Source organism: Nocardia sp. NPDC087230, from assembly GCF_044744725.1.
Taxonomy (GTDB): Bacteria; Actinomycetota; Actinomycetes; order Mycobacteriales; family Mycobacteriaceae; genus Nocardia; species Nocardia canadensis.
In genome coordinates this window covers 272,122-298,874 of sequence record NZ_JBIUYV010000007.1, presented here as the reverse complement: position 1 = coordinate 298,874, position 26,753 = coordinate 272,122, and the positions used below count along the sequence as shown (strand labels likewise).

The window sequence follows — 26,753 nt, the reverse complement described above, 5'->3', positions numbered from 1 at the left end:
TCGTGCTGGCCCGATCGGGCGGGCCCCCCACCCGTGTGCAAGCTGCTCCTCTTTGAGCAGCTGGGGGGCGGCCGGGGGGGGGGGGGGGGGGGCCGGGGGGGGGGGGCCCCCCCCCCGCCCCCCCACTGCTCGGTCAGCTCGACTCGGTGAGTTACCCGGGCCCTCACCGAATCAGCGGTTCCGCGCTTATACGAGCGCGGGTTGTGTTGTCGGCGTGGACGACTCGTCGCCCGTGCGGGACGGGATGAGCGCGGTGGCGATCAACCCGAGCAGGACGAAGCCCGCGGCGAGGTAGCCGCCCAGGGTGATGCCGTCGGTCATCGCCGTGCGGCCGGTCTCGGCGACCTCGCGGGTCTCCGGCTGGGCGGCGAAGCCTTCGATCGCCGCGCCCGCGCTGCTGGTGACGGCGTGCGCGTACTGCCGCGCCTGCGCCGGGGGCAGGCCGGCGGCGGTGAGGTCGTCGTCGACCTGCGAGCTCAGCGTGGTGAAGAAGACCGTGGTGAGCACCGCGATGCCGAGCGCGGAACCGAGCTGACGGAAGGCACTCTGGATGCCGGAGGCCTGGCCGTTGTCGTTCTCGGGGATCTCGGCCAGCACCACATTGGTGACCTGGGCCGTGGCGAATCCGACACCGATGCCGTACACGCACAGGATCAGCGACAGCGCCCACCAGGAACTGTCGGTGGCGGCGAAGAAGGCCAGCGCCGCCAGGCCGACGACTTCGAGGGCGAGACCGAGCCGCACCATGTTCAGCGGTGACGCCTTGCCCGCCATCCCGAAGCTGGCACCACTGGCGATGAAGCTGCCGATGGCGATCGGCACCAGCGCCAGCCCGGACTGCACGGCGCTGTAGCCGAGGGTGAACTGCAGCCACAGCGGCAGCACCGCGACGATGCCGAACTCGCCGAGCCCGATGATCAGCGTGGCGATATTGCCGTTGCGGAACGAGGCCAGCCGGAACAGGCTCAGATCCATCAGCGCCTTGTCGGCGTCGGGACCGCGGCGCAGCAGCACCTGGCGCACCACGAAACCGGCCAGCGCGAGCGCGCTCAGCACCAGGGCGACCAGCACCGGCGACGGCCCACTGCCCCAGGTGAGACCGCCGATCCCCAGCGGATGCACCGTGCTGATCCAGCCGTAGGTGCGGCCTTCGACCAGCCCGAAGGCGAGCAGCCCGAGACCGAGCACCGACAGGATCGCGCCGAGCACATCGAGTCGTCCCGCGACCTTCGGCGAGGGCGCGATGCACGCCAGCACACCGATCACGATCAGCACCGCCAGTGGCACGTTGATCCCGAACGCCCAGCGCCACGACACGTGTTCGGCCAGCCAGCCGCCGAGCAGCGGGCCGAGCGCCGCGGCGGCGCCGATCGTCGAACCCCACACCGCGAACGCCTGACCACGCGCTTTCCCGGTGAAGGTGGCGTTGAGCAGCGCCAGCGAGGTCGGCAGGATCATCGCGGCGCCGGCGCCCTGCAGGAACCGGGCGACGATCAGCAGTCCACCGCCGGGGGCGAGCCCGGCCAGGACGCTGGTCGCGCCGAAGACGACGACACCGGCGACGAACACTCTGCGCGCCCCGACGATGTCGGCGATCCGGCCGACCACCAGCAGCAGCGCCGCGAACACGATCGCGTAGGACTCCTGAATCCATTGCGCCTCGGTCGAACCCGTCGCCAGATCCTCGATGATCGACGGGATGATCACGTTGACGATCGTGGTGTCGACCACGATCAGCGCGACACCGAGGGCGATGGCGATCAAGCCGAGCCATCGGCGGATGGACGACTCTTGACTCATCGCATCTCCTATTTCCATGGTGGAATATTTCCATGGTCAAAGTAGATTGCGGGCAATAGGATGTCAACCGATGCGAAAGGAACCTATGACCCGGTCGGACGCTGGCGCGCAGTATCAACGGATCCACGAGGGCATGCGCGCCTACGGCGCGAACTACCGCGAATTCACCCATCGATTCGCGGCCTGGCTCGGGCTGCACTCCACCGATGCCGAGGCGCTGATCGAGATCCTCACCGCGGAGGAACGCGGCGCGCCCCTGTCACCCGCGCGGCTCAGCGAGCGGATCTCGTTGTCCAACAGCGCGACCACCGCGCTGCTGAACCGGCTCGAGAAGGCCGGTCACATCGTCCGCAGCCGCGAGCACGACGACCGGCGCATCGTCACCCTGCGCAGCACCCCGCGCATTCACGACCTGGCCGACGACTTCTTCGGACCCCTCGGGGTGAAGGTGGAGGAGACGGTCATGGGGCGATACTCCCCCACCGAGCTGCGGCGGTTCGAGGAATTCCTGGCCGATGTGCGGATCACCATGACCGCCCACCTGGCCGAACCCACACCGCCGCAGCCGTCCGGACTCAGTTGAACGGGCCGATGCCCTTCAACGGATTGCCGCCGTGGAGGAACACGTAGGTGGCGATCGCGGCGGCGATGGCGAGCACGACGACGGTGAAGGAGCCGTAGGCCGGGCGAGTCGCCCAGCCGCGGGCACGGTCGAAGGACCAGCGGCCGGGGCCGGTGAGGATGATCGCCAGCGCCGCGCCGGCCAGCACGCTGTCGAGTTCGACGCCGGTGGGGGTCCCCGCGTTGTACTGGAAGCCCGGGATCATGCCCTGCTTCCACATCCACGCGGTGAGGATCGTCGCCAGCACGGCACCACCGGCGAGCGGGGTGGCCAGACCGAGGACGAGCAGGATGCCGCCACCGAGTTCGCCGGCGATCACCAGGGCCGTCGACAGCGACGGATAATCCCAGCCGCCGCCCTCCATCATCGCCTTGGTGCCGTCGAGGCCGGGGCCGTGGAACCAGCCGGTGAGCTTCTGCAGCCCGTGGTAGATGAAGGTGTAGCCGACCACCAGGCGCAGCACGAACAGACCCAGGTCCAGGGTGCCGCGGCGGGGCTCGCGATTGCGGCGCTGCAGCCGGACCGCGCCCGCCGTGGCAGCCGCCGCGGGCGGGATCGACGCGTAGCCGTACCCGTCGTCGCCCCCACCGGCGGCCTGTGCGGCACCGGCGCTGGGCACCTCGTCACCGGGGTCGAGGCCGAGGTCCTCGTCGGTGCGCGGAATGTCCTTGTGCAGATCCGGTTTCGGCATCTGCGTGGTGGGCGAATCGTACGGGCTGGTCACCGGGCGACCCGACGACGACGCGGGCGGTCCGGTCGGCGCCGGCCCATCGGCGTTCGGCGTGTCATTCGACTTGTCGGTCACCGCCTCACCCTATGACGTGCCGAGTCGGTGTGCCGGTCTTCCCCGGAACAGGCGTGTCAGCCCCACTCGGCTGCCGGTAACGTCTGTGCCATGAGTTCGGTATTCGCGGGCCGCGTGGCGATCGGGTTGGCACTGGGCACCGTCTTGGTCGCCGGGTGCGCCCGATTCGACGAGTCGGCGTCGAGCCCGTTCACCACCGAGCCGTCGCTGGGTGGGTCCAATGTCGAGCCGAAGAAGCCGCAGGAGTCGCCCTCCCAGGTACCGCGGCCGACCGGCCCGTGCATCGATCCCGACCCGAATGTCATCGCCACCTGCCTGGATTCGGCCGCCGGGCTGATCCCGGTCGGCGACGGTGCGCTGGTGGCGGAGCGGCGGACCGGCCGCATCCTGCAGGTGACCCCGGTCGACGCGAGCACGCCGCAGGAGCCGGCGGTCGAGGTCGCGCGCGTGCCGGTCGACGGTTCCGGCGACGGCGGCATCTCCGACATCGTGCTCTCGCCCACCTTCGGCGAGGACGGGCTGATGTACGCCTACATCACCACCGGCAGCGACAACCGGGTGGTCCGGCTGTCCCGCAACGGCGGGGCGCCCAAGGAGATCCTGACCGGAATCCCGAAGGGCGCCAGCGGGAATCGCGGCGCCATCGACTGGGCGACGCCCACCCAGCTGCTCGTCCTCACCGGCGACGCGGGCAACCCCGGCGCGGCAGCCGATCCCGGCTCGCTCGGCGGGAAGGTGCTGCGCCTGGAGTCGCCGTCCTCGGGGGTGAACACGCCGCAGGTGGTGGCCTCGGGCATCGGCACGGCGGGCGACATCTGCCGCGACGGCAAGGACGGCATGTGGGTCACCGACCGCACCGCCGCCGAGGACCGGCTCCAGCATCTGGGCACCGACGGCACCCTGACCGTCTCGTGGACCTGGCCCGATCGACCCGGCGTCGGTGGTTGCACGGCCACCGGTGACGGTGTCGCCGTGGCCCTGGGCGAGGGCAAGGCGCTGGCCGCCGTGGCCGCCGACCCCAATACCTTCGCCGTCACCACCGCGCCCGCCCTGATCGCCCAGGACAAGTACGGCAAGCTCCTCGGCGCGACGGCCTCGCCCGACGGCAGCGTCTGGGTGACCACGACCAACAAGGCCGACGGCACGCCGGGCGAGTTCGACGATCGCGTCGTGCGCATCCCGCCGCCGCAGGGCGGGGCAGGCGGCCCCGACTAGAACACCACCGCCCCCCACCGGAATCCGGTGGGGGGCGGTGGTTGTCGAGCGTCTACGCGCAGGCGGCGAGGACCAGCTCGCGGACCTTGGCCGCGTCGGCCTGGCCGCGGGTGGCCTTCATCACGTCACCGACGATCTTGCCCGCCGCCTGGACCTTGCCGGCGCGGATCTTCTCGGCGATATCGGGGTTGGCGGCCAGCGCCTTCTCGACCTCGACCTGCAGGGCGGAGTCGTCGCTGACCATGCCCAGGCCCTTGGCCTCGACGATCGCGGCGGGCTCGCCCTCGCCCGCGAGGACGAAGTCGACGACCTGCTTGGCGACCTTGTTGTTGACGGTCTTGGCCTCGACCAGCGCGATCACTGCCGCCACCTGCGCCGGGGTGATCGGCAGCTCGGCCAGGGCGACCTCGCGCTCCTTGGCCTTCTCGGTCAGATAGGCGACCCACCACGAGCGCGCCTCGTTCGCGGGGGCGCCCGCCTCGACGGTGGCGATGATCAGGTCGAGCGCGCCCGCGTTGACGAGGTCGCGCATGACCTCGTCGGACAGGCCCCAGTCGGCCTGGATCCGGGCGCGTACCAGCCACGGGTACTCCGGAATGGTGGCGCGCAGTTGTTCGACCCACTCGGCGGCCGGGGCGACGGGCTCGAGGTCCGGCTCCGGGAAGTAGCGGTAGTCCTCGGCGGTCTCCTTGCGGCGACCCGCGGACGTGGAGCCGTCGGCCTCGTTGAAGTGCCGGGTCTCCTGGACGATCTCGCCGCCGTCGGTGAGCACGGCCGCCTGCCGGCGCATCTCGTAGCGCACCGCGACCTCGACGCTCTTGAGCGAGTTCACGTTCTTGGTCTCGGTGCGGGTGCCGAATTCCTTCGCGCCCACCGGCATCAGCGACACGTTGGCGTCGCAGCGCAGCGAGCCCTGCTCCATCTTCACGTCGGAGACGTTCAGCGAGCGCAGCACCTCGCGCAGCGCGGTGACGTAGGCGCGGGCGACCTCGGGCGCGCGCTCACCGGCACCGGTGATCGGCTTGGTGACGATCTCGATCAGCGGCACGCCCGCGCGGTTGAAGTCGAGCAGCGAGTGACTGGCGCCGTGGATTCGACCGGTCGCGCCGCCCACGTGCAGCGACTTGCCGGTGTCCTCCTCCATGTGGGCGCGCTCGATGTCGACCCGGAAGGTGGACCCGTCGTCGAGCACGACATCGAGGAAGCCGTCGGTGGCGATCGGCTCGTCGTACTGGCTGATCTGGTAGTTCTTCGGCTGATCCGGGTAGAAGTAGTTCTTGCGCGCGAACCGGCCCCACGGGGTGATCGAACAGTTCAGCGCGAGACCGATCCGGATGGCCGACTCGACGGCCTTCTCGTTGACCACCGGCAGCGAGCCGGGCAGGCCGAGGCAGACCGGGCACACCTGGGTATTGGGTTCGGCGCCGAACTCGGTGGGGCAACCGCAGAACATCTTGGTCGCCGTGGACAACTCGACGTGGACCTCCATGCCGAGCACCGGCTCGTACCGGGAGATGACATCGGCGTAGTCCATCAACTCGACCGTGGGTGCGCTCATAACTGTCTATCTTAGGAAGCTCTAGCGGGGCGGGACGCGCTGGGTGAGCCAGTCGGTGACGTAGGTGAGCACCGCCGGGTCGATGGTGGTCTCGATGGTGGAATATTCGCTGGGTTTGCCCGTGTCGGTGGGCTGCATCAGGTGGTTGAGGCCGGGAAAGGTGTGCACGGTGGCGTCGGGGTCGCCCGCCAGGTTCGCCCGCATCGGCGGCTCGTTCTGCGTGGCGAGCACCTGCTGGTCCTTGTCGCCGAAGAAGGCCAGCACCGGCACCCGCAGGGCCTCCAGCGCGGGCTTCGGGTCGTAGGTGATGAACGAGGCCATGTACGGGGTGTTGAACGAGTCGAGGGTCGCCTGGGGCGCGCGCTGCTCGGGCGGCAGCGAATCGTTGTGCTGCTGGGCGTAGGCCGCGGCGCCGGCCGTATCGCCCGCGCGCAGCAGGGCCGACCACCGGGTGACGTAGTCGACCTGCGCGTCGATCTCGTTCTGCGGCGCGCCCGCGCCGGCCATGATCACCTTGTTCTGCTCGATCAGCACGTCCGCGCCGACCACCGCCGGGCCCGCCATGAGCACCGCGAACGCGACGTTGCTGTCGGGCCGGGCGGCGACGAGCGGGGCGAGGTAGCCGCCCTCGCTGTGCCCGAACAGGCCGACCTTCGCCGGATCGATCTCGGGCCGGGCGCGCAGGAACGCGACGCCCGCGGCCGCGTCGGCGGCGAGGTCGGGGTAGGTGGCGTCGTCGAGGTTGCCGCCGGTGCCGCCGACGCCGCGGTCGTCGGTGCGCAGCACGGCGTAGCCCGCGCGGGTGAAGGTGTCGGCCAGCAGCAGGAACGGGCGGTGACCCATCAGGTCCTCGTTGCGGTCCTGCGGTCCGCTGCCGGTGATCAGCAGCATCGCCGGGAACGGGCCGCTGCCTTCGGGTTCGGTGAGCGTGCCCGCGATGGTGATGTCACCGCTGCGATAGGTGACGTCCTCGCTGCGGTACGGGTACGGCGGTTTCGGGTCCTGCGGCCTGGCCACGCTCTCGACCGGGCCGCGGCGCAGCACCAGCGGCACCGTCTGGCCGGACTGCACCCAGTCGCCGGTGATCTGCTCGCCGTCGAGCTTGCCGCGGAAACCCGGGTCGCCCGGTGCGTCGGGAACGGTGAACTCGACCCGGTCCGGCTCGGTGCGCACGTCCTTCAGCGCCGCGGCGCGCACGCCCTGTGCCGGGATGTCGATGGTGGCCGAACCGTTCTCGGCGAAGGTCACGCCGATCGCGATCGGCGCACCCGGCACCTCGATGTCACCGTGCCACGGCCCCTGGACGGCGGGTCCGGCGTCCTCGTCCGAGGAACAGCCCGTCACCAGCGCGGCGACGACGAACAGTACCGAAACGATCACTCGACCGGTGCGCATACGGCAACGGTACCGACGCGCACCGAAAAGTCGAGGACCGCTGCGGGTCAGCCGAAGAAGGCCCGCGCCTCGCCGAGTCGTTCCGGCGGAACCCGCTTGAGCTGCTTGGTGGCCTCCGACAGCGGAACCAACCCGATGGTGGTGCCGTGCAGGGCGACCATCTGCCCGAAGTGTCCGGCGTGTACCGCTTCGGCGGCGTGCACGCCGAAGCGGGTCGCCAGGATGCGGTCGTAGGGGGTCGGGCTGCCACCGCGCTGGACGTGGCCGAGCACGGTGGTGCGGACCTCCTTGCCGATCCGGCGCTCGATCTCCGAGCCGAGCTGCTGGGCGACGCCGGTGAACCGCTCGTGACCGAACTCGTCGATACCGCCCTCGCGCAGCGCGAAGCCGGAATCCGGTGCGGGGTGCGCGCCTTCGGCGACCACGCAGATGAAGTGCTTGTCCCCGCGCTGGAAACGGCTCTTGATCATCGCGCACACCTGCGCCACGTCGAAGGGCTCCTCGGGCACCAGGGTCAGATGCGCGCCGGCGGCGATGCCGGAGTTGAGCGCGATCCAGCCCGCGTGCCTGCCCATTACCTCCACCAGCATCACCCGCTGATGGGATTCGGCGGTGGTGTGCAGACGGTCGATGGCCTCGGTGGCGATCGAGAGGGCGGTGTCGTGGCCGAACGTGACGTCGGTGCAATCGATGTCGTTGTCGATGGTCTTGGGGACGCCGACCACCGGCACCCCCTCGTCGGAGAGCCAGCTCGCGGCGGTGAGCGTGCCCTCGCCGCCGATCGGGATCAGGGCTTCGATGCCGTTGTCGTCGAGGGTCTGCTTGATCCGGCCGAGCCCGGCGCGCAGCACATCCGGATTGGTGCGCGCGGTGCCGAGCATGGTGCCGCCCTTGGTGAGCAGCCGGTCGGTGCGGTCGTCGTTGTGGATGCGGATCTTGCGGTCCTCTAGGAGGCCGCGCCAGCCGTCCTCGAACCCGACGATCGAGTCGCCGTAGCGGCCGTTCGCGGTGCGGACGACAGCCCGGATCACCGCGTTCAGCCCTGGACAGTCTCCGCCTCCGGTCAAGACTCCGATGCGCATGGCGTTCATCTTGCCGCACCGGCGGCGATCAGGGGCAGTGACCTCCGGCGAGCTCGCCGAGATGACCCGAGATCAGCGTCGCCATCTTGTCCAGCATGGTCATGCCGTCGTTGAAGGAGCCCGAATCCGGTTGCGCGGCGAAGGCGATCGCGATCCGGCCCGAGGGCGAATCGATGAGCCCGAACTGGCGGACCAGGTATTTGCCGGACGGGTCCGGGCCCCAGCCGCCCTTGAACTCGGCGCTGCCGAAGGCGCCCAGTCCCCAGCGATGACTCGGGATGATCTGCTGCATGAGCCCGACCACGCGCTGGCTCTGCGGAATGCAGGGCAGGTGCGCGGCGAAGCGCACCTGCTCGGCCAGCGTCCATTCGGCCTGGCCGTAGACCGACGCGTCGGCCCTGGTGCGGGTGGTGGGCACCGTGGTCGTGGTGTCGCCGCCCTCGCGCAGCACGTTCTCCACGGCCGTGGCCGCGGCGGCGCCGGAACCCAGCGACTGCCACAGGGTGTCGGCGGCGCCGTTGTCGGAGGCGGTGATGGCCGAGGTCGCGGTGGTGACGTAGGAGGCGTTGTTGCGCAGCGCCGCGATGGCCAGCGGCACCTTGATCGTCGACCAGGCCGGGCCCGAGGTCCAGGTGCCGAAGGTGACCATCTTGTCCCCGCCCACCGGCATGATCGCCAGTCCCACGCTGCCGCGGAAACCCTGCTGTACTGCGTTGAAGTCGGCGGCCAGACTGCCGGGCACCGCGATCGAGACGTTGCCGGCGCCGCCCGCGCCGGGATCGATGGCGGCGATACTCGTCGTCGTGCGCGGCGGGGTCGCGGGCTCGGATCCGATGCCGCATCCGCCGGTGAGCACCACGACGGCCCCGAGCAGCGCGGTGAGCACCATCCGGACGGGGCGCCGATCTTTCGTCATCATGTAAAACATCTTCGTTTCTAAACTCCCCCCGGGCTTCGATGCCGGGGTAGCAGTCCCGACACCGTACTGGGCAGTATGGCCGAACGCCCACTTCGACCGTGAAACGCTCAGGTCAGACGATGTTCACCCGTGTAGATATTCATCGTCTCGCCGCGCAGGAAGCCCACCAGCGTCAGCTCCGACTCGGCCGCCAGGTCCACGGCCAGTGAGCTCGGCGCCGACACCGCGGCCAGGATCGGGATGCCGGCCATCACCGCCTTCTGCGCCAGTTCGAAGGACGCGCGGCTGCTCACCACCAGGATCAGATCCGGCGCGGGAATCCGGTTCTCCCGCAACGCCCAGCCGATCACCTTGTCGACGGCGTTGTGCCTGCCGATGTCCTCGCGGACCGCCAGCAACGTGCCGTCGGTGCTGAACAGGCCCGCCGCGTGCAGGCCGCCGGTGGCGTCGAAGAGCTTCTGACCGGCGCGCAGCTGCTTGGGCAGGCCGGACAGGACCTCGGTCGACACCGTCGCGGTGTCGCGCGGGATCGGGTAGCGGGTGTGCGTGCGCACCTCGTCGAGCGCGGACTTGCCGCAGAGGCCACACGCGCCGGTGGTGAGGAAGTTGCGGGTGTGCAGCGGCACCGGGGTGCGCAGGCGCAGGTCGAGCACGTTGTAGGTGTTGCGGCCCTGCTCGTCGGTGCCCGCGCAGTAGCGGGCGGTGACGATGTCCTCCGCCGAGCCGATGATGTCCTCGCCGAAGAGGAAACCGTGCACCAGGTCGATGTCGTTGCCCGGGGTGCGCATGGTGACGGTGAGTGACTGCCCGTCCACGCGGATCTCGAGCGGTTCCTCCACCGCCAGGGTGTCCGGGCGCTGGATCCGTCCGGTCGGCGACAGCCGGATCGTCTTGCGCCGTGCGGTGACTCTGCTCATCAGGAGGTGCCCATCGGTCGGGTTGCGGTGGGTTCGCTCAGCCGGTCGCGATGCCGACGACGAGATTGATCGTCGTCGCCAGGATGACCGTGCCGAAAGCGTAGGACAGCAGGCAGTGCCGGAGCACGATGGCCCGCACCACCGGACTGGTGACATTGGTGTCGGAGACCTGATAGGTCATCCCGAGGTTGTAGCTGAAATAGAGGAAGTCGCGGTACGAGGGCGGCTCCTCGGAGTTGAAATCGATCCCGCCCGTGGGTGATTCGTAGTAGTGGAAGGCATATCGCGCCGCGTACATCAGGTGCACCGCCGCCCAGGCCGCGAAGACACCGGCCAGCGCCGTCGCCGCCGCGACGTGCCCCTCCTCCGACCGGCCGAACACCAGGATCGCCACGATGCCGATGATCCCGCCCGCCGCCGAGGACACCACCGAGATCTCCTGGACGAACGGCTGGAAGTCCTCGCGCCGCACATTCGCCTTGGTCTGCGCGGCGTCCATCGGCCACAGCACCAGCCAGCCCGCGACGACGAAGACCGTGGCCATCGCCGCGATGCCGATCAGGCCACCCAGCGCTACGCCCCGCCCGAGTCCGAGGCCGACGAGGACCCCGATCAGCGCCCCGATCAGGATCGAACCGACCAGGCGATTGACTGCGGGCACCACCAGGTGGTTCCTCATATCGATCGACAGTACCGAAGGCGCGCACACTCATAGCCGATGTCGATCTCAGCTCTCGCGCCGCTGCGCCGAGCGCCGCAGGGTGTCGTCGATACCGGCCGTGCGCGCGGTCTCGATGAGCGCTTTGACCAACACCGACCCCGGCTCGACGGCCGGGGTGACGAGCACGATCCCGGCGGTCACGGCCGGGTCGTCCAGGCGCAGGGTCCGTACGCCCGCGGGCGGCGGGAAGATCGTCAGCCACGGCTGCGGCACCACACAGGCCCAGCGGCCGGTGCTCACATGCGCGAGCAGCGACACCACCGAATCGGTCTCCACCTGCGGCGACGGCACCAGACCGGCGGGGACCAGGGCGTCGTCGATCAGATCGCGGCCGCGCATGCCCTTGTACAGCAAGCACATCGGCATCTCGAGCGCCTCGGCCCAGCTGATCGCCCCGGACCGGCCCGCCAGCAGATCGGTGCCCGCCAGCAGGACCTGCCGTTCGGCGTAGAGCGGGGTCCGGGTGAGGCCCGCGGTGTCGACGCCGTCGCCGTAGACGATGCCCGCGTCGAGTTCGAAACGCCGCAGCCGCTCGACGATATCGCCCGAACGCAGGCTGGTCTCGACCCGGATCCGCACCAGCGGGTGCGCGGTGCAGAACGGGTCGGTCAGCAGGGCGACGGTGCCCGAGGCGGCCGGGATCGCCCCGATCCGCAGGTCACCGGTGAGGCCGGTCTGCAACGCGTGCACCTCGTGCGCGAGCGCGTCGCGGTCGGCCAGGATCCGCCTGGCCCACAACACGAGTCGTTCGCCCTCGGGGGTCAGTCCCTCGAACGTGCGCCCGCGCCGGACCAGCGGAACCCCCAGCTCGTGTTCGAGTTTGCGTAGCGCCTCGGACAGGGCGGGCTGGGAGACGTAGCAGGCCGCGGCCGCGCGGGCGAAGTGCCGTTCGCGGGCGAGGGCGACGAAGTACTCGAGTTGGCGGAACAGCAGCTCAGTCGTCCTCGGCGTCGGCGGCCTTGTTGCGGGCCTTGGCGATCTCGAGTGCTCGTTCGGCGGTGGCCTGGTCCGGGTAGGGACCCATCCGGTCGCCGTACCAGCAGGTCTTGCCCTGTTCGGCCTGATGGTGCTTGATGCAGTAGTACCACTGGTTGTCGTCAGCCATGTCGACAGTATGCATCGGTTCGCATGCCTTCGGCGGGGAGGTCGGGGCCGTGCCGAGCGCCGGTTCGCGGATCAGCAGGGCCACCGCGACGCCCACCGCGACACCGATCACCGTGTCGACGGCGCGATCGGTGAGCATGGTCAGCGGATCGGTGGGGTCGGCCAATTCGGTCATCGACATGATCAGCGGGGTGAAGAACCCGAGCGCGACCGCGTAGTGGCGGGCCAGGAACAGTTCGGTCGGGTACAGCAGCGCGATGATCGCCAGTCCCAGCATCGCCGGGCTGGGACCGGGGATCAGCAGCGGGGCCGTGACCGCGAGACCCAGGAAGGTCCCGACGACGCGGTGCAGCCCGCGGGTGATCCGCCCGCGCGAGTCGGCGGCCGCCAACGGCACCGCCGCGCCCGCCATCGCCCAGTTGGCGTGGCCGACACCGAGCAGCAGGCCGATGCCGCCCGCGACGGAGATCGCCAGCGCGTAGCGGCCCGCCTGCACCAGCGAGATCCGGCCGGTGCGATGCGGCGGAATCGTCACCGGGACAGCGCGGGTGTCGTCGCGACGCACCCGCCGCGTCGACTCGAGATAGCCGACCACCACGCACAACGCCGCGGTGAGCGCGCAGACCGCCAGCGCGGACAGCGGATCACGCCGGCCACCCGCGACCATCGCGACGGCGCCGAAGGCGAAGATGCCGAAGAACGGGCCCTCCGGCCGCAGGCCGAGCCGGTCGGTGATCGGCGAGGCGACCGCGGCGAACACCGCCACCGCCGCGACCAGCACGGCGGGCGGGGCGTGCAGCCGGGCGAGCAGGATGCCCGCGCCGACCGCGCCGACCAGCAGCACCGCCGCCTCGCACTGATGGACCAGCCGCTGCCGCGGCGCTTCCGCGAAGCCGTACATGCCGGTGAAGGACCCGAACACCGCGTAGATGAGCAGGTCGGTGCGGCCCGCCGCGACGAGCAGCAGGCCGGGCACGGCCAGGCCGGCGAACACCCGGGCAGCGGGCAGATGATCGATGTCGGTGGTGAACCGTCGAATCACCGGGCGCGCCTGGGCCGAGATGGTGCGCAAGGGGTTCCTCCGAAAGTCGGTCACGGGGCGGTCTCCCCTGGGCCGATGGACCATCGTCACCGACCCGCGCGGCGCGCGTCAAACCGTCGAAACGCAGGTGAGACGCGGTTTTCGGGACTCTACCGGCAGTGATAAGCGGCGCCTATCGGGTGCTCGGAAGTCTGTCTTGGACGCGACCGGACCGGCGGGCACACAATCGAACCGCGCGCGACACGCTCGATGTCGGTGGGCCGGTACCCGGCCTACGCCCATCCGTGATCTCGGCGGTAGAGAATCCCAACCGGGTACCGACAGGCTTCGAACACTTTCGATCGAAGGGAACACGTCATGGCTGACGGTCCGTACACCGCGTATGACCCCGACAACGGACCGAGCGGCCCCGCCGATCGCGACGCCGTTCCGTCGGTGAAGCCCTATCACCATCCGGCCGCGGGGTGGGGCGCCGCGCTGGCCGTCGGCAAGTTCATGGTGCTCAAGGAGCACGAACCGCTGATCGGTACCAAGGCCATTCTCAAGATGAACCACGCCTCGCACGGCTTCGACTGCCCCGGCTGCGCCTGGCCCGACGCGACCGACGGCCTCAAGCTCGATGTCTGCGAGAACGGCATCAAGCACGTCACCTGGGAGATGACGCACAAGCGGTGCACCCCGGAGTTCTTCGCCGCGCACACCGTCAGCGAGCTTGCCACCTGGAGCGACTACGACCTCGAGGACCAGGGCAGGCTCACCCATCCGATGGTCTACGACGCCGCGACCGACCACTACGTCCCGATCAGCTGGCCGGACGCGTTCGAGATGGTCGGCAAGACGCTGCGCGAACTGCCCGACCCGAATCTGGCGTCGTTCTACACCTCGGGCCGGCTCGGCAACGAGGCCACCTTCCTCTACCAGCTGATGGTGCGCGAATTCGGCACCAACAACCTGCCCGACTGCTCCAACATGTGCCACGAGGCCAGCGGCCGCGCGCTGAACGCGGCCCTGGGCACCGGCAAGGGCACCTGCGACATCGAGGACTGGGACAAGGCCGACGCGCTGTTCGTGATGGGCATCAACGCGGCCTCCAACGCGCCGCGCATGCTGACCGCGCTGGCCGAGGCACACAAGCGCGGCGCGCAGATCGTGCACGTCAACCCGCTGATCGAGGCGGGCGCGCGCAACACGATCATCCCGCACGACTTCGCCGCGATGGCCACCTTCCACCCCACCAAGACCAGCACCCTGAATCTGCAGGTCCGCATCGGCGGCGACTTCGCGCTGCTGCGCGGCATCGCCAAACACGTGCTGGAGGAAGCCGAGACCGACCCCAAGGCCCTCGACCACGAGTTCATCGAGCGCTACACCGTCGGCTTCGACGACTACGTGCGCGAGGTGAAGGACACCACCTGGGCCGAGATCCAGCGGCAATCGGGTCTGAGCGAGAGCGACATCCGCAAGGCCGCCGGCATCTACTGCGACGCCGACCGCACCGTCATGAGCTGGTGTCTGGGCATCACCCAGCACGAGCACGGTGTCGACACGATCCGCGAGATCGTCAATGTGCTGCTCATGCGCGGCAATCTGGGCCGGGAGGGCGCCGGTCCGTCGCCGGTGCGCGGGCACAGCAATGTGCAGGGCAACCGCACCTGCGGCATCGACAACAATCCGAGCGCGGAGTTCCTGGACCGGCTGGCGCAGGTGTGCAAGATCGATCCGCCGCGCGCCAACGGCTACGACGTGGTGTCCACGATCCAGGCGATGCAGGCGGGCAAGCTCGAGTTCTTCCTCAGCATGGGCGGCAATTTCGTCGCTGCCGCGCCGGATGCCGCCTACACCTTCGCGGCGTTCCAGAAGTGCGGCTTCACCGTCAATGTCAGCACCAAGCTCAATCGCAGCCATGTCATCCACGGCAAACGCGCGCTGATCCTGCCCTGCATCGGCCGCACGGAACGCGACCACCAGCGCAGCGGGCCGCAGATCACCTCGATGGAGAACGGCATGGCGGTGGTGCACATGTCGCGGGGCATGAAGAAGCCCGCGTCCCCGCACCTGATGTCGGAGCCCGCGATCCTGGCCGGCATCGCCAAAGCCGCGCTGCCGCGGACCGAGACGCCGTGGGAGTACTACATCGAGGACTACGACCGCATCCGCGACGTGATGTCGAAGGTGCTGCCCGGCTTCGAGGACTACAACCGCCGCGTCCGCCTGCCGCTGGGTTTCCGCATCCGCCAGCCTGCGCGCGAACTGATCTTCCTGACCCCCTCGGGCAAGGCCGAATTCGCCACCGTGACACTGCCCGACACCATCAATCCGCCCGGGGTGCTCACCCTGGCCACCCAGCGTTCCCACGACCAGTGGAACACCAGTATCTACTCCGACAACGACCGCTATCGCGGCGTGAAGAACCTGCGCACGCTGATCTTCATGAACGAGCAGGACATGCGCGAGCGCGGGCTGACGGAGTTCGACGACGTCGACATCACCAGCACCGCCCGCGACGGGTCGACCCGCTCGCTGCACCGGTACAAGGTGGTCCCCTACGACATCCCGCCGGGCTGCGCGGCCGGGTACATGCCGGAGATGAACGTGCTGTGCGCGATCGGCGATTTCAGCACCGAGAGCGATCAACCCCTGATGAAGAGCGTGAAAGTCACTGTCACACCGTCGAGTTGACCGGCCGAGGAGAACACTGTGAACGCGCATACCCGCAAGACGCTGGCGGCGATCACCGGACATCCGGCGCCCCGCGACCTGGAATGGACCCGGTTCGTCTCGCTGTGGGAGGACCTCGCCGACGAGGTCGAGCAGGAATCCGGTGATCGGCTCGCGGTGCGGATGAACGGGCACCGCGAGGTCTTCCACCGGCCGCACGACGGCCGGGTCGCCATCGGCGACATCGAGCACGCGCGGCAGCTGCTGACCGACCATCCCGAAGTGAAGGGCACCGGGTCGCTGTTCGCCGTCGCGATGGACGCCGAGACCGCCCGGATCCTGCACTTCGACCTGGACACCACCGGCGTCAGCGACACCGAGCGCGACGTGCGCAACCACGACACCGTCGCCCGGCATCTGCGCACGGTCGAGCGGCACACCGGGCACGACGATCACCAGGTGTACCTGCGCTACTTCGACGATCTCGCCGTCGCGCTGCTCGCGGAGATCGGCACCGAGTCGTTCGTGCTGCTCGGGCACGGCACCGGGAAGTCCGATGTCGCCGAGGATTTCGCGCTGCGGCTGCAGGAGAAGAACCACGCGCTGGCCGACCGGATCACCGGGATCGGCGTCATCGATCTCAGCGCGGCCGACGACGCGGCGATCGAGGCCGCGGCGCAGCAGATCGCCCGGCAGGGCAGGTAGGGGGGCGACGGTGGCCTATCTGCTCGCGCTCGTCGCCGCACCCGGTGCGGATTCCCTCGCGGCGCAACTGGCGACCGAGGCCCAGCGGGTCGCGGTCCGCAACAATGTCGACGTGGTGACGCTGGCCGAACTCGACACCCTGCCCGGCTACACCCCCGACCTCGACACCGAGGACGCGCGGCCGCTGATCGCCAATCAGCTGCGGCGCTCGGCGCTGGAAGCCGACGGCGTGCTGCTGTTCGCCGACGAGGGCACGGAGGTGCCCGCGCAGGCCGAGAACGTGATCGCCTGGCTGGCGCACCCGGGTTCGAGCCCGGCGCCGGCGATCGAGGGCAAACCCGTCGCGGTGATCACGGCGGGCCCCGGTGAGGTGGTCAACCAGAACCTGGCGGATCGGTTGCGCCGGGCGGGCGCCGAGGTGGTCGCCGACGGTGTGTCGATCACCGGGTCGTGGAGTGATCCGGCCACGGTCACCCGGCTCGGGGACACCGTGGTGGCCGTCGCGTCGTCGGCGAGCTGACCCGGCGGAGGTCGCGGCCCGTGGTCCGGGCCGCGGCCGCGGCGTGGGTCAGTAGACGTAGACCACGGCGTTCTCGCCGCCGGTGCAGGTGACGAGCTTGCCCTCGGGCGTGCACGTCATCGTGTAGGTGCGGCCGGTCACCGGGCTGGCCGCCACCACCGGTCGCGGACCCGGTGCGGTGCCACCGCTGGCGTAGGCCGCCCGCACCGCTTCGGCGAAACCGCAACTGGTGACCGCGGTTCCGACTGCCGCCTTGCCGAACGCACCGCCGGCGCTATCGGATTCGCAGGGCTGGGCGCCCGCGGGCAAGGTCACCGGACCGGCCGAGGTGGTCGGCGCGGCGGTGGTCGCCCGCGGTGCGGTGGTCCCGGGAGCACCGCCGGTGCCGGCCGGCGCTGCCGAGCTCGGCGCCGCGCCGGTCGTCTCCGACGAGTCCGCCGACGACATCAGCCGCCAGCCGATCGCGCCGCCGATGGCGAGCACCACCACGGCGAGCACGCCGACGAGGATCGGCAGCAGCAGGGAGCGCCGGGGGCGCGAATCGCGCTGCTGCCAGGCCGGATCCGGCGCGTAGCCCGGGTCGGGGCCGTACGGATCGGCCGGGTCGCGGTAGGCGTGGTCGCCATAGGCGTCGTGCGGATCGTCGTACTGGGAGTAGGCGTCCGGCGCGGCCCCGGCATAGTGCTGGGTCGCGGCCGCGCGCGCCGGATCGTCGGGCGCCTGGTGCGCGGGGAACGGTGCCGCGCCACCCCGATATTGCCGGGTCGCCTGTGCGCGTTGCGGATCCGGCTCGTTCGCCGCACCGAATCCCTCGCCACCGCCCTGGTAGTGCTGGGTCGGCGCGGACCGCTGCGCGTCGATATCCGCGGGGTCGAACTGCTCGGTCGCGGGGAACCGGGCGTCGGGGGCGCCGCCGAAGTGCTGGGTCGCGGCGGATCGCTGCGGATCGTACTGCTCGGTGGCCGGGCCGAACCGGTCATCGGGGGCGCCACCGAAGTGCTGCGTCGCGGCCGACCGCAGCGGGTCGTACTGCTCGGTGGCCGGACCGAACGGATCCTCCGGCGCACCACCGAAAGGCCGGCCCGCGGGCGCCCGCTGCGGATCGTAGTGCTCGGTGGCCGGGCCGAAGTGATCGTCCGGGCCCGACGGGGCGGCAAGGGGTCGCAGGGGATCGTACTGCTCGGTGGCGGGACCGAACCGGTCGTCCGGAGCGCCGCCGAAGTGCTGCGTCGGCGCCGACCGCTGCGGGTCGGCGGGCTCGATCGGCGGTCCGAACCGGTCGTTCGGAGCACCACCGAAGGGCTGGTTCGCCGGGTCGTACTGCTCGGTCGGCGGGCCGAAACGGTCCGGGGCGCCGCCGAACTGTTCGGTCGGGGCAGCGAAGCGGGCGGGCGGATCGGTGTCGTCGGCCGGACCACCGAACCGGACGTCCGGGCCGAACTGATCGCCGTCGAACTTCTGCGTCGGCGCGGACCGAGGTGCCGAAGTGGGTCGCCTGTCGTCGAAAGGTCCTGCCGGAGCATCGAATCGAGCGTCCGGGCCGACGAAACCGGCGGGCGCGCGGCCGGGACCGGGCAGGGCGGGACCACCCGGTCGGGCACCGGGATTCGCGTGGCTGTCGTCGACAAGGTCTGCCGACCGGCCGAATCGATCGTCCGGGGCCGGGGCGAACCGGGAGTTCGGGTTCGACGGGCCGTGGTGTTCCGTCGCGGGGGCGTCGCCGACGAACCGCTGGGTCGGGGCGGCGCGTTGCGGGACCGGCCCCGAGGGCGCGTCGAGGCGAGGCGGCGGAGCCGGGCGGTCGGCGTCGGGCGGGACGAAACCGGTGGGTGCGGGGAACGGCGGGGCAGGCACCGGGCCGGAGGTACCGCCGGGCTGGGCATCGCCGTAGAGATGCGCGTCCGGGAACGGGCGCATCTTGGGCAGGCCCTGGTCCGGGGTGTAGGCGGGTGGGGGCTCGGGAGCGGCGGGCTCGTCCGCCGTCGGGAGCGGGGTGAAATGGGTGTCGGCCGGGCGGATCTCGGCGGGGCCGGTCGGCTGGATCACCGCGGGGATGGAGATCTCGCCGGAGCCCTCGACCGGGACGCGATGGAAGCCGGTGGTCTCGGGCTGCCCCGGCGCGGCCGCGGGCGGGCGGATGATCAGTGTCGGCTGCGCGCCGGTCGCGCTGGTCTGGCTGCGCGAAGTCTCGATGCCACCGGTCGCGGTCACCGCACCGACGACACGGAACTCACCGGTCGGCGTCGGTACGGGCTCCTGGGCGTCCTCCCCCGGTGCACCCGGGACCGCGCGTCCACCGGTCGTCGCGCCGGCGGGCACACTCCGGCTCCCGGTCGTGGCGCCGGCGGGCGTGCCTCCCGGTACCGGGTGCCCGCCCGTCGCGGCACCGGCCGGCGCACTTCGGCCACCGGCCGGCGTTGCACCGGGCACAACCCGTCCACCCGTGGTCGCAGGCGCACCGGGCACCGCGCGTCCACCAGGAGCCCCCGCGGGCGCACCGGGAAGAGCACGCCCGCCGGTCGTCGCGCCCGCGGGCGCACCGGGCACAGCGCGCGCACCGGTTGTCCCACCGGCGGGCGCGTTCTGGGCGGCCAGGCCACCGGGCACCTCGCGGCCGGGCAGCGCACCGGGCGGCACCGGACGGGCGCCGGTCGCGGCGGCCGCCGCACCGAAGGCCGCGCCCGCGGCACCGAAGGGCGCGGCGGGCCCGTGTCCACTGCCGACCGGACCGCGCGTGCCGGGCGCGCGCATCGGGGCACCGCCCTGGAGCATCGCGGCGGCGAGGGCATCCCGGGCCGCGACCGCGAGCGCGCCCGCGCTCGGGTAGCGATCGGCCGGGTCCTTGGCCATGCCGCGGGCGATGACCTCGTCGAGGGTGACGGGCAGGCCGGGCAGGATCTCGCTGGGGCGCGGCGGCGCCTCGGACAGGTGCGAGCGGATCAGCACGCTCATGCTCGCGGCGGGGAACGGCGAGGCGCCGGTGAGGCATTCGTGCAGCACACAGGCCAGCGAGTAGACGTCGGCGCGATGCGAGATCGGCCCGACGTCGAAGCGTTCCGGCGCCATATAGATGTAGGAGCCCATGGCCATCCCGGCCTGGGTCACCGCACTGTCGCCCTCGGTGTGGGCGATGCCGAAGTCGGCGAGGTAGGCGAAGTCGGCGGGGGTCACCAGGATGTTGGCCGGTTTCACATCGCGATGCACCAGGCCACCGGCGTGCGCGGCGTCGAGGGCGGCGGCGATCTGCTCGACCACCGCGACCGCGCGATCGGGACTCAGCGGCCCGCCCGTGTGCAGCACCGTCCGCAGATCGGTCCCGGGGACCAGGCGCATGTCGATGAACAGCACCCCGTCGATCACGCCCCAGTCGTGGATCGGGATGACGTGCGGTTCGGCCAGCTTGGCCGCCGCCTGGGACTCCCGGCGGAACCGGACCTGATAGGCGGGGTCCTGGGCGAGTTCCTCCGCCAGCAACTTCAGGGCGACTACCCGGTCCTTGCCGGTGTCGTAGGCCTCGTAGACCTCGCCCATCCCGCCTTTGCCCAGCATCGACCGCAACTCGTACGGACCGAACCTGCTCCCCGTCCGTGACCCAGGTGCCTGCACCAGCGTCCGCCTCCCACTTCTCGCATGCCCGAAGACCTGCTCGTCAGAAGGAGGATTCTCCCGGTGTCACCACGCCGTGGTCAAACGCGAACACGATCGCGGCGGCGCGATCACGCAGGTCGAGCTTGCCGAAAATGTGTCCGACGTGGCTTTTCACGGTGACTTCGGAGATGCCGAGCGCGGCGGCGATCTCGCTGTTGACCCGGCCTCGGCCGATCAGTTCGAACACTTCGTACTCGCGTGCGGTGAGTTCGCCGAGCCGGCGATCGGTGCGGGTCCCGGCCGGTTTGACGGTCCGGTAGGCGGTGAGCACCCGGCCGGTGACCGACGGATCGAGCCACGCGCCGCCCGCGGCCACCGTGCGCACCGCGCGGATCAGGTCCTCGGCGGGTGAGTCCTTGAGCAGGAACCCGGCCGCGCCCGCGCGCAGTGCGCCGGAGAGCAATTGGTCGTCGTCGAAGGTGGTGAGGACGAGGACCGGCGGCGCGTCCGGGCGGGCCCGCAGCAACCGTGTCGCATCGATGCCGCCGACCCGCTTCATCCGCAGGTCCATCAGCACCACGTCGGGACGGTCGGCGGCGACGGCGGCCACCACCTCGTCCCCGTCGGCGCACTCGCTGACGGTGAAGCCGTCGCGCCTGCGCAGGATCCGGCGCAACCCGCCGCGCACCAGTTCCTGGTCGTCGACGACCAGTACCGTCACCGGGTTGTCGATCGGCGCCGCGGCCGTCACATGTCCTCCTGGGGCTTGGGCTTGAGCAGACCGGGCAGCATGGCCGTGATCGTGGCGCACGCGCTGGATTTGAGCGGGAACCGCGCGCGCACCGTCCACCCGTCGTCGGCGGCGCCGGCGCTGATCGACCCGCCGAGCAGTTCGGTGCGCTTGCGCATGCCACGCAGACCCATGCCGACATCGCGACGCGGCGGCGGGCCGAGCGGCAACGCGTTGGTCACCACCAGGGTGGCCGCCTCGGCGGTGACGTCGAGGCACACCGTCGCCGGGGTGCCGGGCGCGTGTTTGGCGACATTGGCCAGCGATTCCTGCCCGATCCGGTACAGCGCGTGCCCGACGGCGCCCTCGATGACGGCCAGGTCGCCGCTGCGGTCGTAGTCGACGGCGAGCCCGGCGCGGCGGAAGTCGCCGACGAGTTCGTCGATGTCGGCGGCGCTGGGCTCGGGGGTGCGCAGCGCGGGGCCGGTGTCGAGCATGCCGACGGTGCGCCGGATGTCGGCCATGGCCTGTCGGCCGAGCCGTTCGGCGTCGACGAGGGCGTCCACCGCCTCGGTGACGTCGTCGTCGGTCTGCAGCGCGCGGCGGGCCGCGGTCAGGTGCAGCAGCGTGATCGAGAGCGAATGCGCGATCACGTCGTGCACCTCGCGCGCGATCCGGCGTCGCTCCTCGTCGGCGGCCTGACCGGCGCGGATCGCCTGGTTCTCACGTTCCTGATAGAGGAAGCGCCGCTGGTATTGCAGCAGTACCCCGACGAAGACACCGAGGATGACGCCGAGGACGTACATCGGCATCCCCTGTAACCGCTCCCCCGAGCCCCACTGCAGATTGCCCGCGAGGTCGAACGCGACCAGTTCGAGGATCGCGACCACGGTGAATCCGACGGTGATCCCGCGCGAGGCGACCGCGGCCACCTCTCCGGCGACGATCACCAGCACGAACGGCGCGAAATCGGCGTTGACCGGCTGCACCAGGAACAGCGCGGTCGACAGCAGCGCCGAGCCCTTCAGCAGCGCCGGGTGCGGCTTCACCCCGAAGATCGCGAACAGCGGGATCGGCAGGAAGGCGGTGGCCATCGCGATCAGGGGCAGCGGGCTCGGGAAGTAGGAGTGCCGCTGGATCACGGCCGCGCCGGTGACCACCAGCAGGGCCACATCGGCGCCGATGATCACGGCGGGCGGGTAGTCGTAGGGCAGCGACTCGATGCGTTCGCGCACCGTGTCGAGGAAGCGCCGCACCCCGTCCCGCGGCCGGTCCGCGAGCCGCCGCCAGCGGCTGCGCAGCCCCGCCGGGTTCGCGGGAAGGGCGTGACTCACCTCCATGGGGTAAGGCTAGCCGTCGCGTCCACGGCCCGTCATCGTCCCGTGAACGGGCCCGGTCTCCTACCGGGGTAGGAGAAGAAGTCGGGTCCCGGGCACGACGCTTCCGGGGCGGCGCGACCGTAGCGTTGGCGGTACCGCTCACGGAAGGTGAAGCCCATGACCTGGACCGATCAGCATCGACGCACCGAGATCGTGCACACCGTGCTCGCCAGGGCAGCGATCGACCCGAACGACCCCGCCCTGTTCACCGAGCTGCCCGAGGTGGATCGTCTCTTCGGCGGCACCGACGGACTCCTGCAGGCCCTGACCTACCGCTGGAACAATCACCTGCGCGCCAAGCTCGAACAGGCCGAGATCGAGGGACATTCCGCGGTCGAGGCCTATCTGGAACTGGCCGCCGAGCAACCCGCGCTCCGGGCAATTCTCGACGCGCACGCGGCGACCGTGCAGACTACCCGTACCCGCGCCTTCGCGCGCTGACTTTCCCGACAACCGAAAACCCCTGGGGGACACGACATGCCGGACAACGATTCGCCGCAACCGCCGATGCTGGAGCTGACGCGGGTGGTCAAGCAGTACCACGTCGGCGATCAGCGGGTGCGCGCGCTCGACGAGGTGAGCATGCGCATCGAGGCAGGCCAGTTCACCTCGATCATCGGGCCCTCCGGCTCGGGCAAGAGCACCCTGCTGCATCTGCTCGGGGCGCTCGATCGCCCCGACGAGGGCTCGATCCGCTTCCGCGGCACCGAGATCGGCGATCTCGACGAGGACGCGCAGGCCGCGTTCCGGCTGCAGCAGGTGGGTTTCGTCTTCCAGTTCTTCAACCTGCTGCCGACACTGTCGGCCTGGGAGAACGTGGCGGTACCGAAGCTGCTGGACGGCACCGGGTTACGCAAGGCCAAGCCGCGCGCACTGGAACTGCTCGAGCTCGTCGGTCTGGGTGATCGCGCCCAGCACCGGCCCGCGGAGCTGTCCGGCGGGCAGATGCAGCGGGTCGCGGTGGCGCGCGCGCTGATCATGGATCCGCCGCTGATCCTGGCCGACGAGCCCACCGGCAACCTGGACTCCAAGACCGGCGCGTCGATCCTGGATCTGCTGAGCGAGATCACCGCGCAGGGCAATTCGGTGGTGATGGTGACCCACGACATGGGCGCGGTCGCGCACTGCGACCGGGTGATCACCCTGCACGACGGCCGCATCGACGCCGACGACATCGTGCCCGCCCGGGTGGACGCATGATCGCCGCGTTCTGGGATCGCCTGCGGCTGTTCAACATCGGGGAGCTGGTCCGCCATCCCGGCCGCACCTTCATGTCGACGGCGGTGATGTCGGTGTCGGCGGCGCTGCTGGTCGCCGTGCTCAGCATCTCCGGCTCGGTCACCGGGTCGGTCGACAAGCTCACCCAGGGCCTGGCCGGCGACGGCGTCCTGGAGATCACCGGCATCACCGACGCCGGGTTCGAGCAGTCGCTGCTCACCCGGATCGCCGCGACGCCCGGCGTGACCACCGCGGTTCCGATGCTGCGCAGCACCCTCGGCGCCGGACCTGACCGGGCCCTGCTGATCGGTGCCGACGCCACTATCGCCGCCCTGGGCAGCGATCTGGCCGCACCGATGTCGAAGTACACGAACAAGCTGCTCACCACTCCCAAGGGCGTGCTGGTCGGCGCGGCGATGGGGCTGAAGGAAGGCGACAGCGTCCCGATCGGCTGGGGCAGCGCGACCGTCGCGGGCGTGCTCGACGACGAGGCGAGCAACCGGCTCAACGGCGGCCATCTGGTCGCCGCCCCGCTGCCGCTGGCCCAGCTGCTGCTCGATCGGGTCGACAAGCTGGACTCGGTGCAGATCATCGCCGCGCCCGGCACCGACATCGGGAAACTGCGCGCCGACCTCACCACGGTGGTCGACGGCCGCGCGGTGGTCGCCGAGCCGAGCCTGCGGACCGCGCAGGCGGGCGGCGCGATCCAGATCATGCGGTACTCCACGCTGATGTCCTCGGCGGCGGCGCTGATGGTCTCGGCGTTCCTGATCTACAACGCGATGAGCATGGCGGTGGCCCAGCGCAGGCCGACGCTGTCGCTGCTGCGCGCGATCGGCAGTCAGCGCGGGCCGATGGTGCGCGATCTGCTCGTCGAGGCGGCGCTGCTCGGACTCATCGGCGGGGCCATCGGCGCCGCGGTCGGTGCGGCGATGGGCCGGTTCGCGATCGGGCGTCTGCCCGCGGCGATCGTCCAGTCGGTGGAGGCCCGCACCGAGTTCATGGTGCCGAATTACGCGGTGCCCGTCGCCATCGCGGCCTGCGTCATCGCCACCGTGCTGGCGGCGGCGATCGCGGCGCGGCAGGTGTACAAGGTCGCGCCCGTCGAGGCGCTCGCCCCGGTGGAGGCCACCGTCGGCGCGTCGTCGAGCAAGCCGCTGCGCTGGGCGGCCCTGCTCGGCGGCCTCGGCTTCGCCGGCGCGGCGGTGACCCTGGCCGCGCTCGATCTCGGCCGGGTGTCGCTCGCCTCGATCTCGACCTCCTTCGCCGCGGCCGTGCTGCTGTGTTTCGCCGCGACCGGCCCGATCGTGCGCGCCGCGGCGGGCATCGCGCGCTGGTTCGGCGCGCCCGGCGCCCTCGGCGCGACCACCCTGGAGCGGGCCCCCCGCCGCGTCTGGGCGACCGCGATGACGGTGATGATCGGTGTCGCGGCCGTCGTCGCGCTCGGCGGCGCGTCGGGCAATATGGTCGACTCCGCCACCGACTCCTTCCAGAGCCTCGGCGACGCCGACCTCTATGTGAGTCCCACTCCGGTGGAACAGTTCCCGACCGGACCGGTGCTGCCGCCCGACATCGCCGAGCGCGTGGCCGCGGTACCGGGCGTCGAGCACGTGCGGCCCGCCCAGATGGCCTTCGCGACCGTCGGCAGCGGACGGGTCATGTTGCAGGGCTACCCGCCCAGCTACGACGATGCCCGCCTCGGCGCGGTCGACAAGGCGGTGATCGACCAGCTGGGTCGGGGCGAGGGCGTCGTCGTCACCCGTGACGTGGCCCGCTCGATGCAGCTGTCCGTCGGCGACCGGATCACCATGCCGACCCCCTCGGGCGAGCGCAACGTGCCGGTGCTGCAGGTGATTCCGTATTTCACCGCCGTGTCGGGCGTGGTGATGATGAACCTGGATCAGATGCGGGAGTGGTACCAGCGCCCCGGCGAGACGATCCTGGCGATCAAGTTCGCCCCCGGCGCCGACCCGGCCGCGGTGCGCGCCGGCGTCCGCGCGGCGGTGCCGCAGGAACTCCATGTCGAGAGCGGCGCGGACATGGTCGACGCCATCTCGTCGAGCGTGCAGCAGGGCGCGGCCATGAGCAACATGATCCTGTGGATCGTCGTCCTGGTGGCGACGGTGGCGCTGCTCAACACGCTGATGCTGTCGGTGCTGGAACGGCGCCGCGAACTCGGCGTCCTGCGCGCCATGGGCACCAACCGTAAATTCCTGTTGCGCTCGGTGCTGGCCGAGGCCGCGGGCATCGGTTTCATCGGCGCCGCTATCGGACTCGTCGTCGGCGCGGCCGTGCAGTACCTGGCGACCGTGGCGATCGGGCACGCGATGACGATCGACATCGTCTACCGGCCGAGCCCGCTGCTGGTGGTCTACGGCGCCGTCGCCCTCGGCCTGGCCCTGCTCGGGTCCATCCCGCCCGCCTTCCGGGCGGCCAGGATGCCGATCGTGGCGGCGCTGGCGGTCGACTGAGGTGTGCTGTCGCGGGGGGGGGGGGGGGGGGGGGCGGCGGCGCCGCCGCCCCCCCCCCCGGGGGGGGGGGGGCGGCCCCCCCGCGGAGCGGGGGGGGGGGGGGGGGGGGGTTGGGGGGGGGGTTGGGGGGGGGGGGGGGGGGGGGGGGGGGGGGGGGGGGGGGGGGGGGGGGGGGGGGGGGGGGGGGGGGGGGGGTGGGGGGGGGGGGGGGGGCGGGGGGCGCGGCCCCCCCCCCCCCCCCCCCCCCGACGCAGGGTCGTCCCTGGACGGCGATGCGTGCCCGGTTCGGGCGGGTCAGCTACGG

At 71.1% G+C, this 26,753-nt stretch carries 21 protein-coding genes; 8 read left to right on the top strand and 13 right to left on the bottom strand.

The features are described 5' to 3' along the window. Positions 1–186: 186 nt before the first annotated feature. The gene (locus ACIO52_RS24245) at positions 187–1,800 is read right to left on the bottom strand and encodes a DHA2 family efflux MFS transporter permease subunit (protein ID WP_402646982.1); all 1,614 of its coding nucleotides are present in this window, start codon (positions 1,798–1,800) and stop codon (positions 187–189) included. A 70-nt stretch (positions 1,801–1,870) separates the two neighbouring features. On the opposite strand from ACIO52_RS24245, the gene ACIO52_RS24240 reads away from it, so the two are divergent. Then, entirely contained in the window at positions 1,871–2,383 is a 513-nt protein-coding gene (locus tag ACIO52_RS24240) for a MarR family winged helix-turn-helix transcriptional regulator (protein ID WP_402646979.1), read from the top strand. Here the strand turns inward: ACIO52_RS24240 and ACIO52_RS24235 are convergent. Next, entirely contained in the window at positions 2,376–3,227 is an 852-nt protein-coding gene (locus ACIO52_RS24235; protein WP_402646976.1) for a DoxX family protein, read from the bottom strand. The genes ACIO52_RS24240 and ACIO52_RS24235 overlap by 8 nt on opposite strands. 90 nt (positions 3,228–3,317) lie before the next feature. On the opposite strand from ACIO52_RS24235, the gene ACIO52_RS24230 reads away from it, so the two are divergent. Beyond that, positions 3,318–4,442 carry a PQQ-dependent sugar dehydrogenase gene (locus ACIO52_RS24230; protein WP_316575639.1) on the top strand — a complete coding sequence of 375 codons (1,125 nt, stop codon included), beginning with the start codon at positions 3,318–3,320 and terminating at the stop codon, positions 4,440–4,442. A gap of 52 nt (positions 4,443–4,494) precedes the next feature. Here ACIO52_RS24230 and gatB read toward each other — a convergent pair whose 3' ends face one another. The 8 genes from gatB to ACIO52_RS24190 form a co-directional block, all read right to left on the bottom strand. Then, positions 4,495–6,000: an Asp-tRNA(Asn)/Glu-tRNA(Gln) amidotransferase subunit GatB gene (gene gatB / locus ACIO52_RS24225; protein ID WP_342800710.1), complete on the bottom strand. Its 1,506-nt coding sequence runs from the start codon at positions 5,998–6,000 to the stop codon at positions 4,495–4,497. Positions 6,001–6,021: 21 nt separating this feature from the next. Continuing rightward, positions 6,022–7,395, bottom strand: coding sequence for an alpha/beta fold hydrolase (locus tag ACIO52_RS24220; protein ID WP_316575641.1), 1,374 nt, complete (start codon positions 7,393–7,395; stop codon positions 6,022–6,024). A 47-nt stretch (positions 7,396–7,442) separates the two neighbouring features. Further along, entirely contained in the window at positions 7,443–8,477 is a 1,035-nt protein-coding gene (locus tag ACIO52_RS24215; RefSeq protein WP_218719198.1) for an ATP-dependent 6-phosphofructokinase, read from the bottom strand. Positions 8,478–8,505: 28 nt separating this feature from the next. Next, positions 8,506–9,393, bottom strand: a complete 888-nt coding sequence (locus tag ACIO52_RS24210) for a hypothetical protein (protein ID WP_402646972.1) — start codon at positions 9,391–9,393, stop codon at positions 8,506–8,508. 110 nt (positions 9,394–9,503) lie between these two features. Further along, entirely contained in the window at positions 9,504–10,313 is an 810-nt protein-coding gene (gene fdhD, locus ACIO52_RS24205; RefSeq protein WP_342800707.1) for a formate dehydrogenase accessory sulfurtransferase FdhD, read from the bottom strand. Between the two features lie 37 nt (positions 10,314–10,350). After that, on the bottom strand, positions 10,351–10,992 hold the full coding sequence (locus ACIO52_RS24200; protein WP_218719195.1) for a DUF1345 domain-containing protein: 642 nt from the start codon (positions 10,990–10,992) through the stop codon (positions 10,351–10,353). Positions 10,993–11,040: 48 nt separating this feature from the next. Continuing rightward, positions 11,041–11,967 carry a LysR family transcriptional regulator gene (locus ACIO52_RS24195; RefSeq protein WP_402647006.1) on the bottom strand — a complete coding sequence of 309 codons (927 nt, stop codon included), beginning with the start codon at positions 11,965–11,967 and terminating at the stop codon, positions 11,041–11,043. Between the two features lies 1 nt (position 11,968). Beyond that, positions 11,969–13,234 (bottom strand): FUSC family protein, encoded by a 1,266-nt coding sequence (locus ACIO52_RS24190; protein WP_402646968.1) that lies wholly within the window; start codon positions 13,232–13,234, stop codon positions 11,969–11,971. Between the two features lie 303 nt (positions 13,235–13,537). Between ACIO52_RS24190 and ACIO52_RS24185 the strand changes: the two genes are divergently transcribed. From ACIO52_RS24185 to ACIO52_RS24175, 3 genes are read left to right on the top strand one after another with little or no spacing between them, the layout of a single operon-like run. Next, positions 13,538–15,859: an FdhF/YdeP family oxidoreductase gene (locus ACIO52_RS24185; RefSeq protein ID WP_255587981.1), complete on the top strand. Its 2,322-nt coding sequence runs from the start codon at positions 13,538–13,540 to the stop codon at positions 15,857–15,859. Positions 15,860–15,877: 18 nt separating this feature from the next. Continuing rightward, on the top strand, positions 15,878–16,543 hold the full coding sequence (locus ACIO52_RS24180) for a hypothetical protein (RefSeq protein WP_402646965.1): 666 nt from the start codon (positions 15,878–15,880) through the stop codon (positions 16,541–16,543). 10 nt (positions 16,544–16,553) lie between these two features. Then, positions 16,554–17,063, top strand: a complete 510-nt coding sequence (locus ACIO52_RS24175) for an NADPH-dependent FMN reductase (protein WP_402646963.1) — start codon at positions 16,554–16,556, stop codon at positions 17,061–17,063. Positions 17,064–17,111: 48 nt separating this feature from the next. Here ACIO52_RS24175 and ACIO52_RS24170 read toward each other — a convergent pair whose 3' ends face one another. The 3 genes from ACIO52_RS24170 to ACIO52_RS24160 all read right to left on the bottom strand — a co-directional run bounded on the left by ACIO52_RS24170 (position 17,112) and on the right by ACIO52_RS24160 (position 22,721). Continuing rightward, positions 17,112–20,612 (bottom strand): protein kinase, encoded by a 3,501-nt coding sequence (locus tag ACIO52_RS24170; protein ID WP_402646960.1) that lies wholly within the window; start codon positions 20,610–20,612, stop codon positions 17,112–17,114. 100 nt (positions 20,613–20,712) lie between these two features. Further along, entirely contained in the window at positions 20,713–21,402 is a 690-nt protein-coding gene (locus tag ACIO52_RS24165) for a response regulator transcription factor (RefSeq protein WP_316575647.1), read from the bottom strand. After that, entirely contained in the window at positions 21,399–22,721 is a 1,323-nt protein-coding gene (locus tag ACIO52_RS24160) for a histidine kinase (protein WP_316575648.1), read from the bottom strand. Before ACIO52_RS24160 ends, ACIO52_RS24165 begins: the two co-directional genes overlap by 4 nt. Before the next feature lie 156 nt (positions 22,722–22,877). Between ACIO52_RS24160 and ACIO52_RS24155 the strand changes: the two genes are divergently transcribed. From ACIO52_RS24155 to ACIO52_RS24145, 3 genes are read left to right on the top strand one after another with little or no spacing between them, the layout of a single operon-like run. Beyond that, entirely contained in the window at positions 22,878–23,201 is a 324-nt protein-coding gene (locus tag ACIO52_RS24155; protein ID WP_316575649.1) for a hypothetical protein, read from the top strand. Positions 23,202–23,237: 36 nt separating this feature from the next. Beyond that, the gene (locus ACIO52_RS24150) at positions 23,238–23,960 is read left to right on the top strand and encodes an ABC transporter ATP-binding protein (protein WP_255586542.1); all 723 of its coding nucleotides are present in this window, start codon (positions 23,238–23,240) and stop codon (positions 23,958–23,960) included. Continuing rightward, positions 23,957–26,449, top strand: coding sequence for an FtsX-like permease family protein (locus ACIO52_RS24145; protein WP_316575650.1), 2,493 nt, complete (start codon positions 23,957–23,959; stop codon positions 26,447–26,449). The genes ACIO52_RS24150 and ACIO52_RS24145 overlap by 4 nt, the downstream gene beginning before the upstream one ends. Positions 26,450–26,753: the final 304 nt, after the last annotated feature.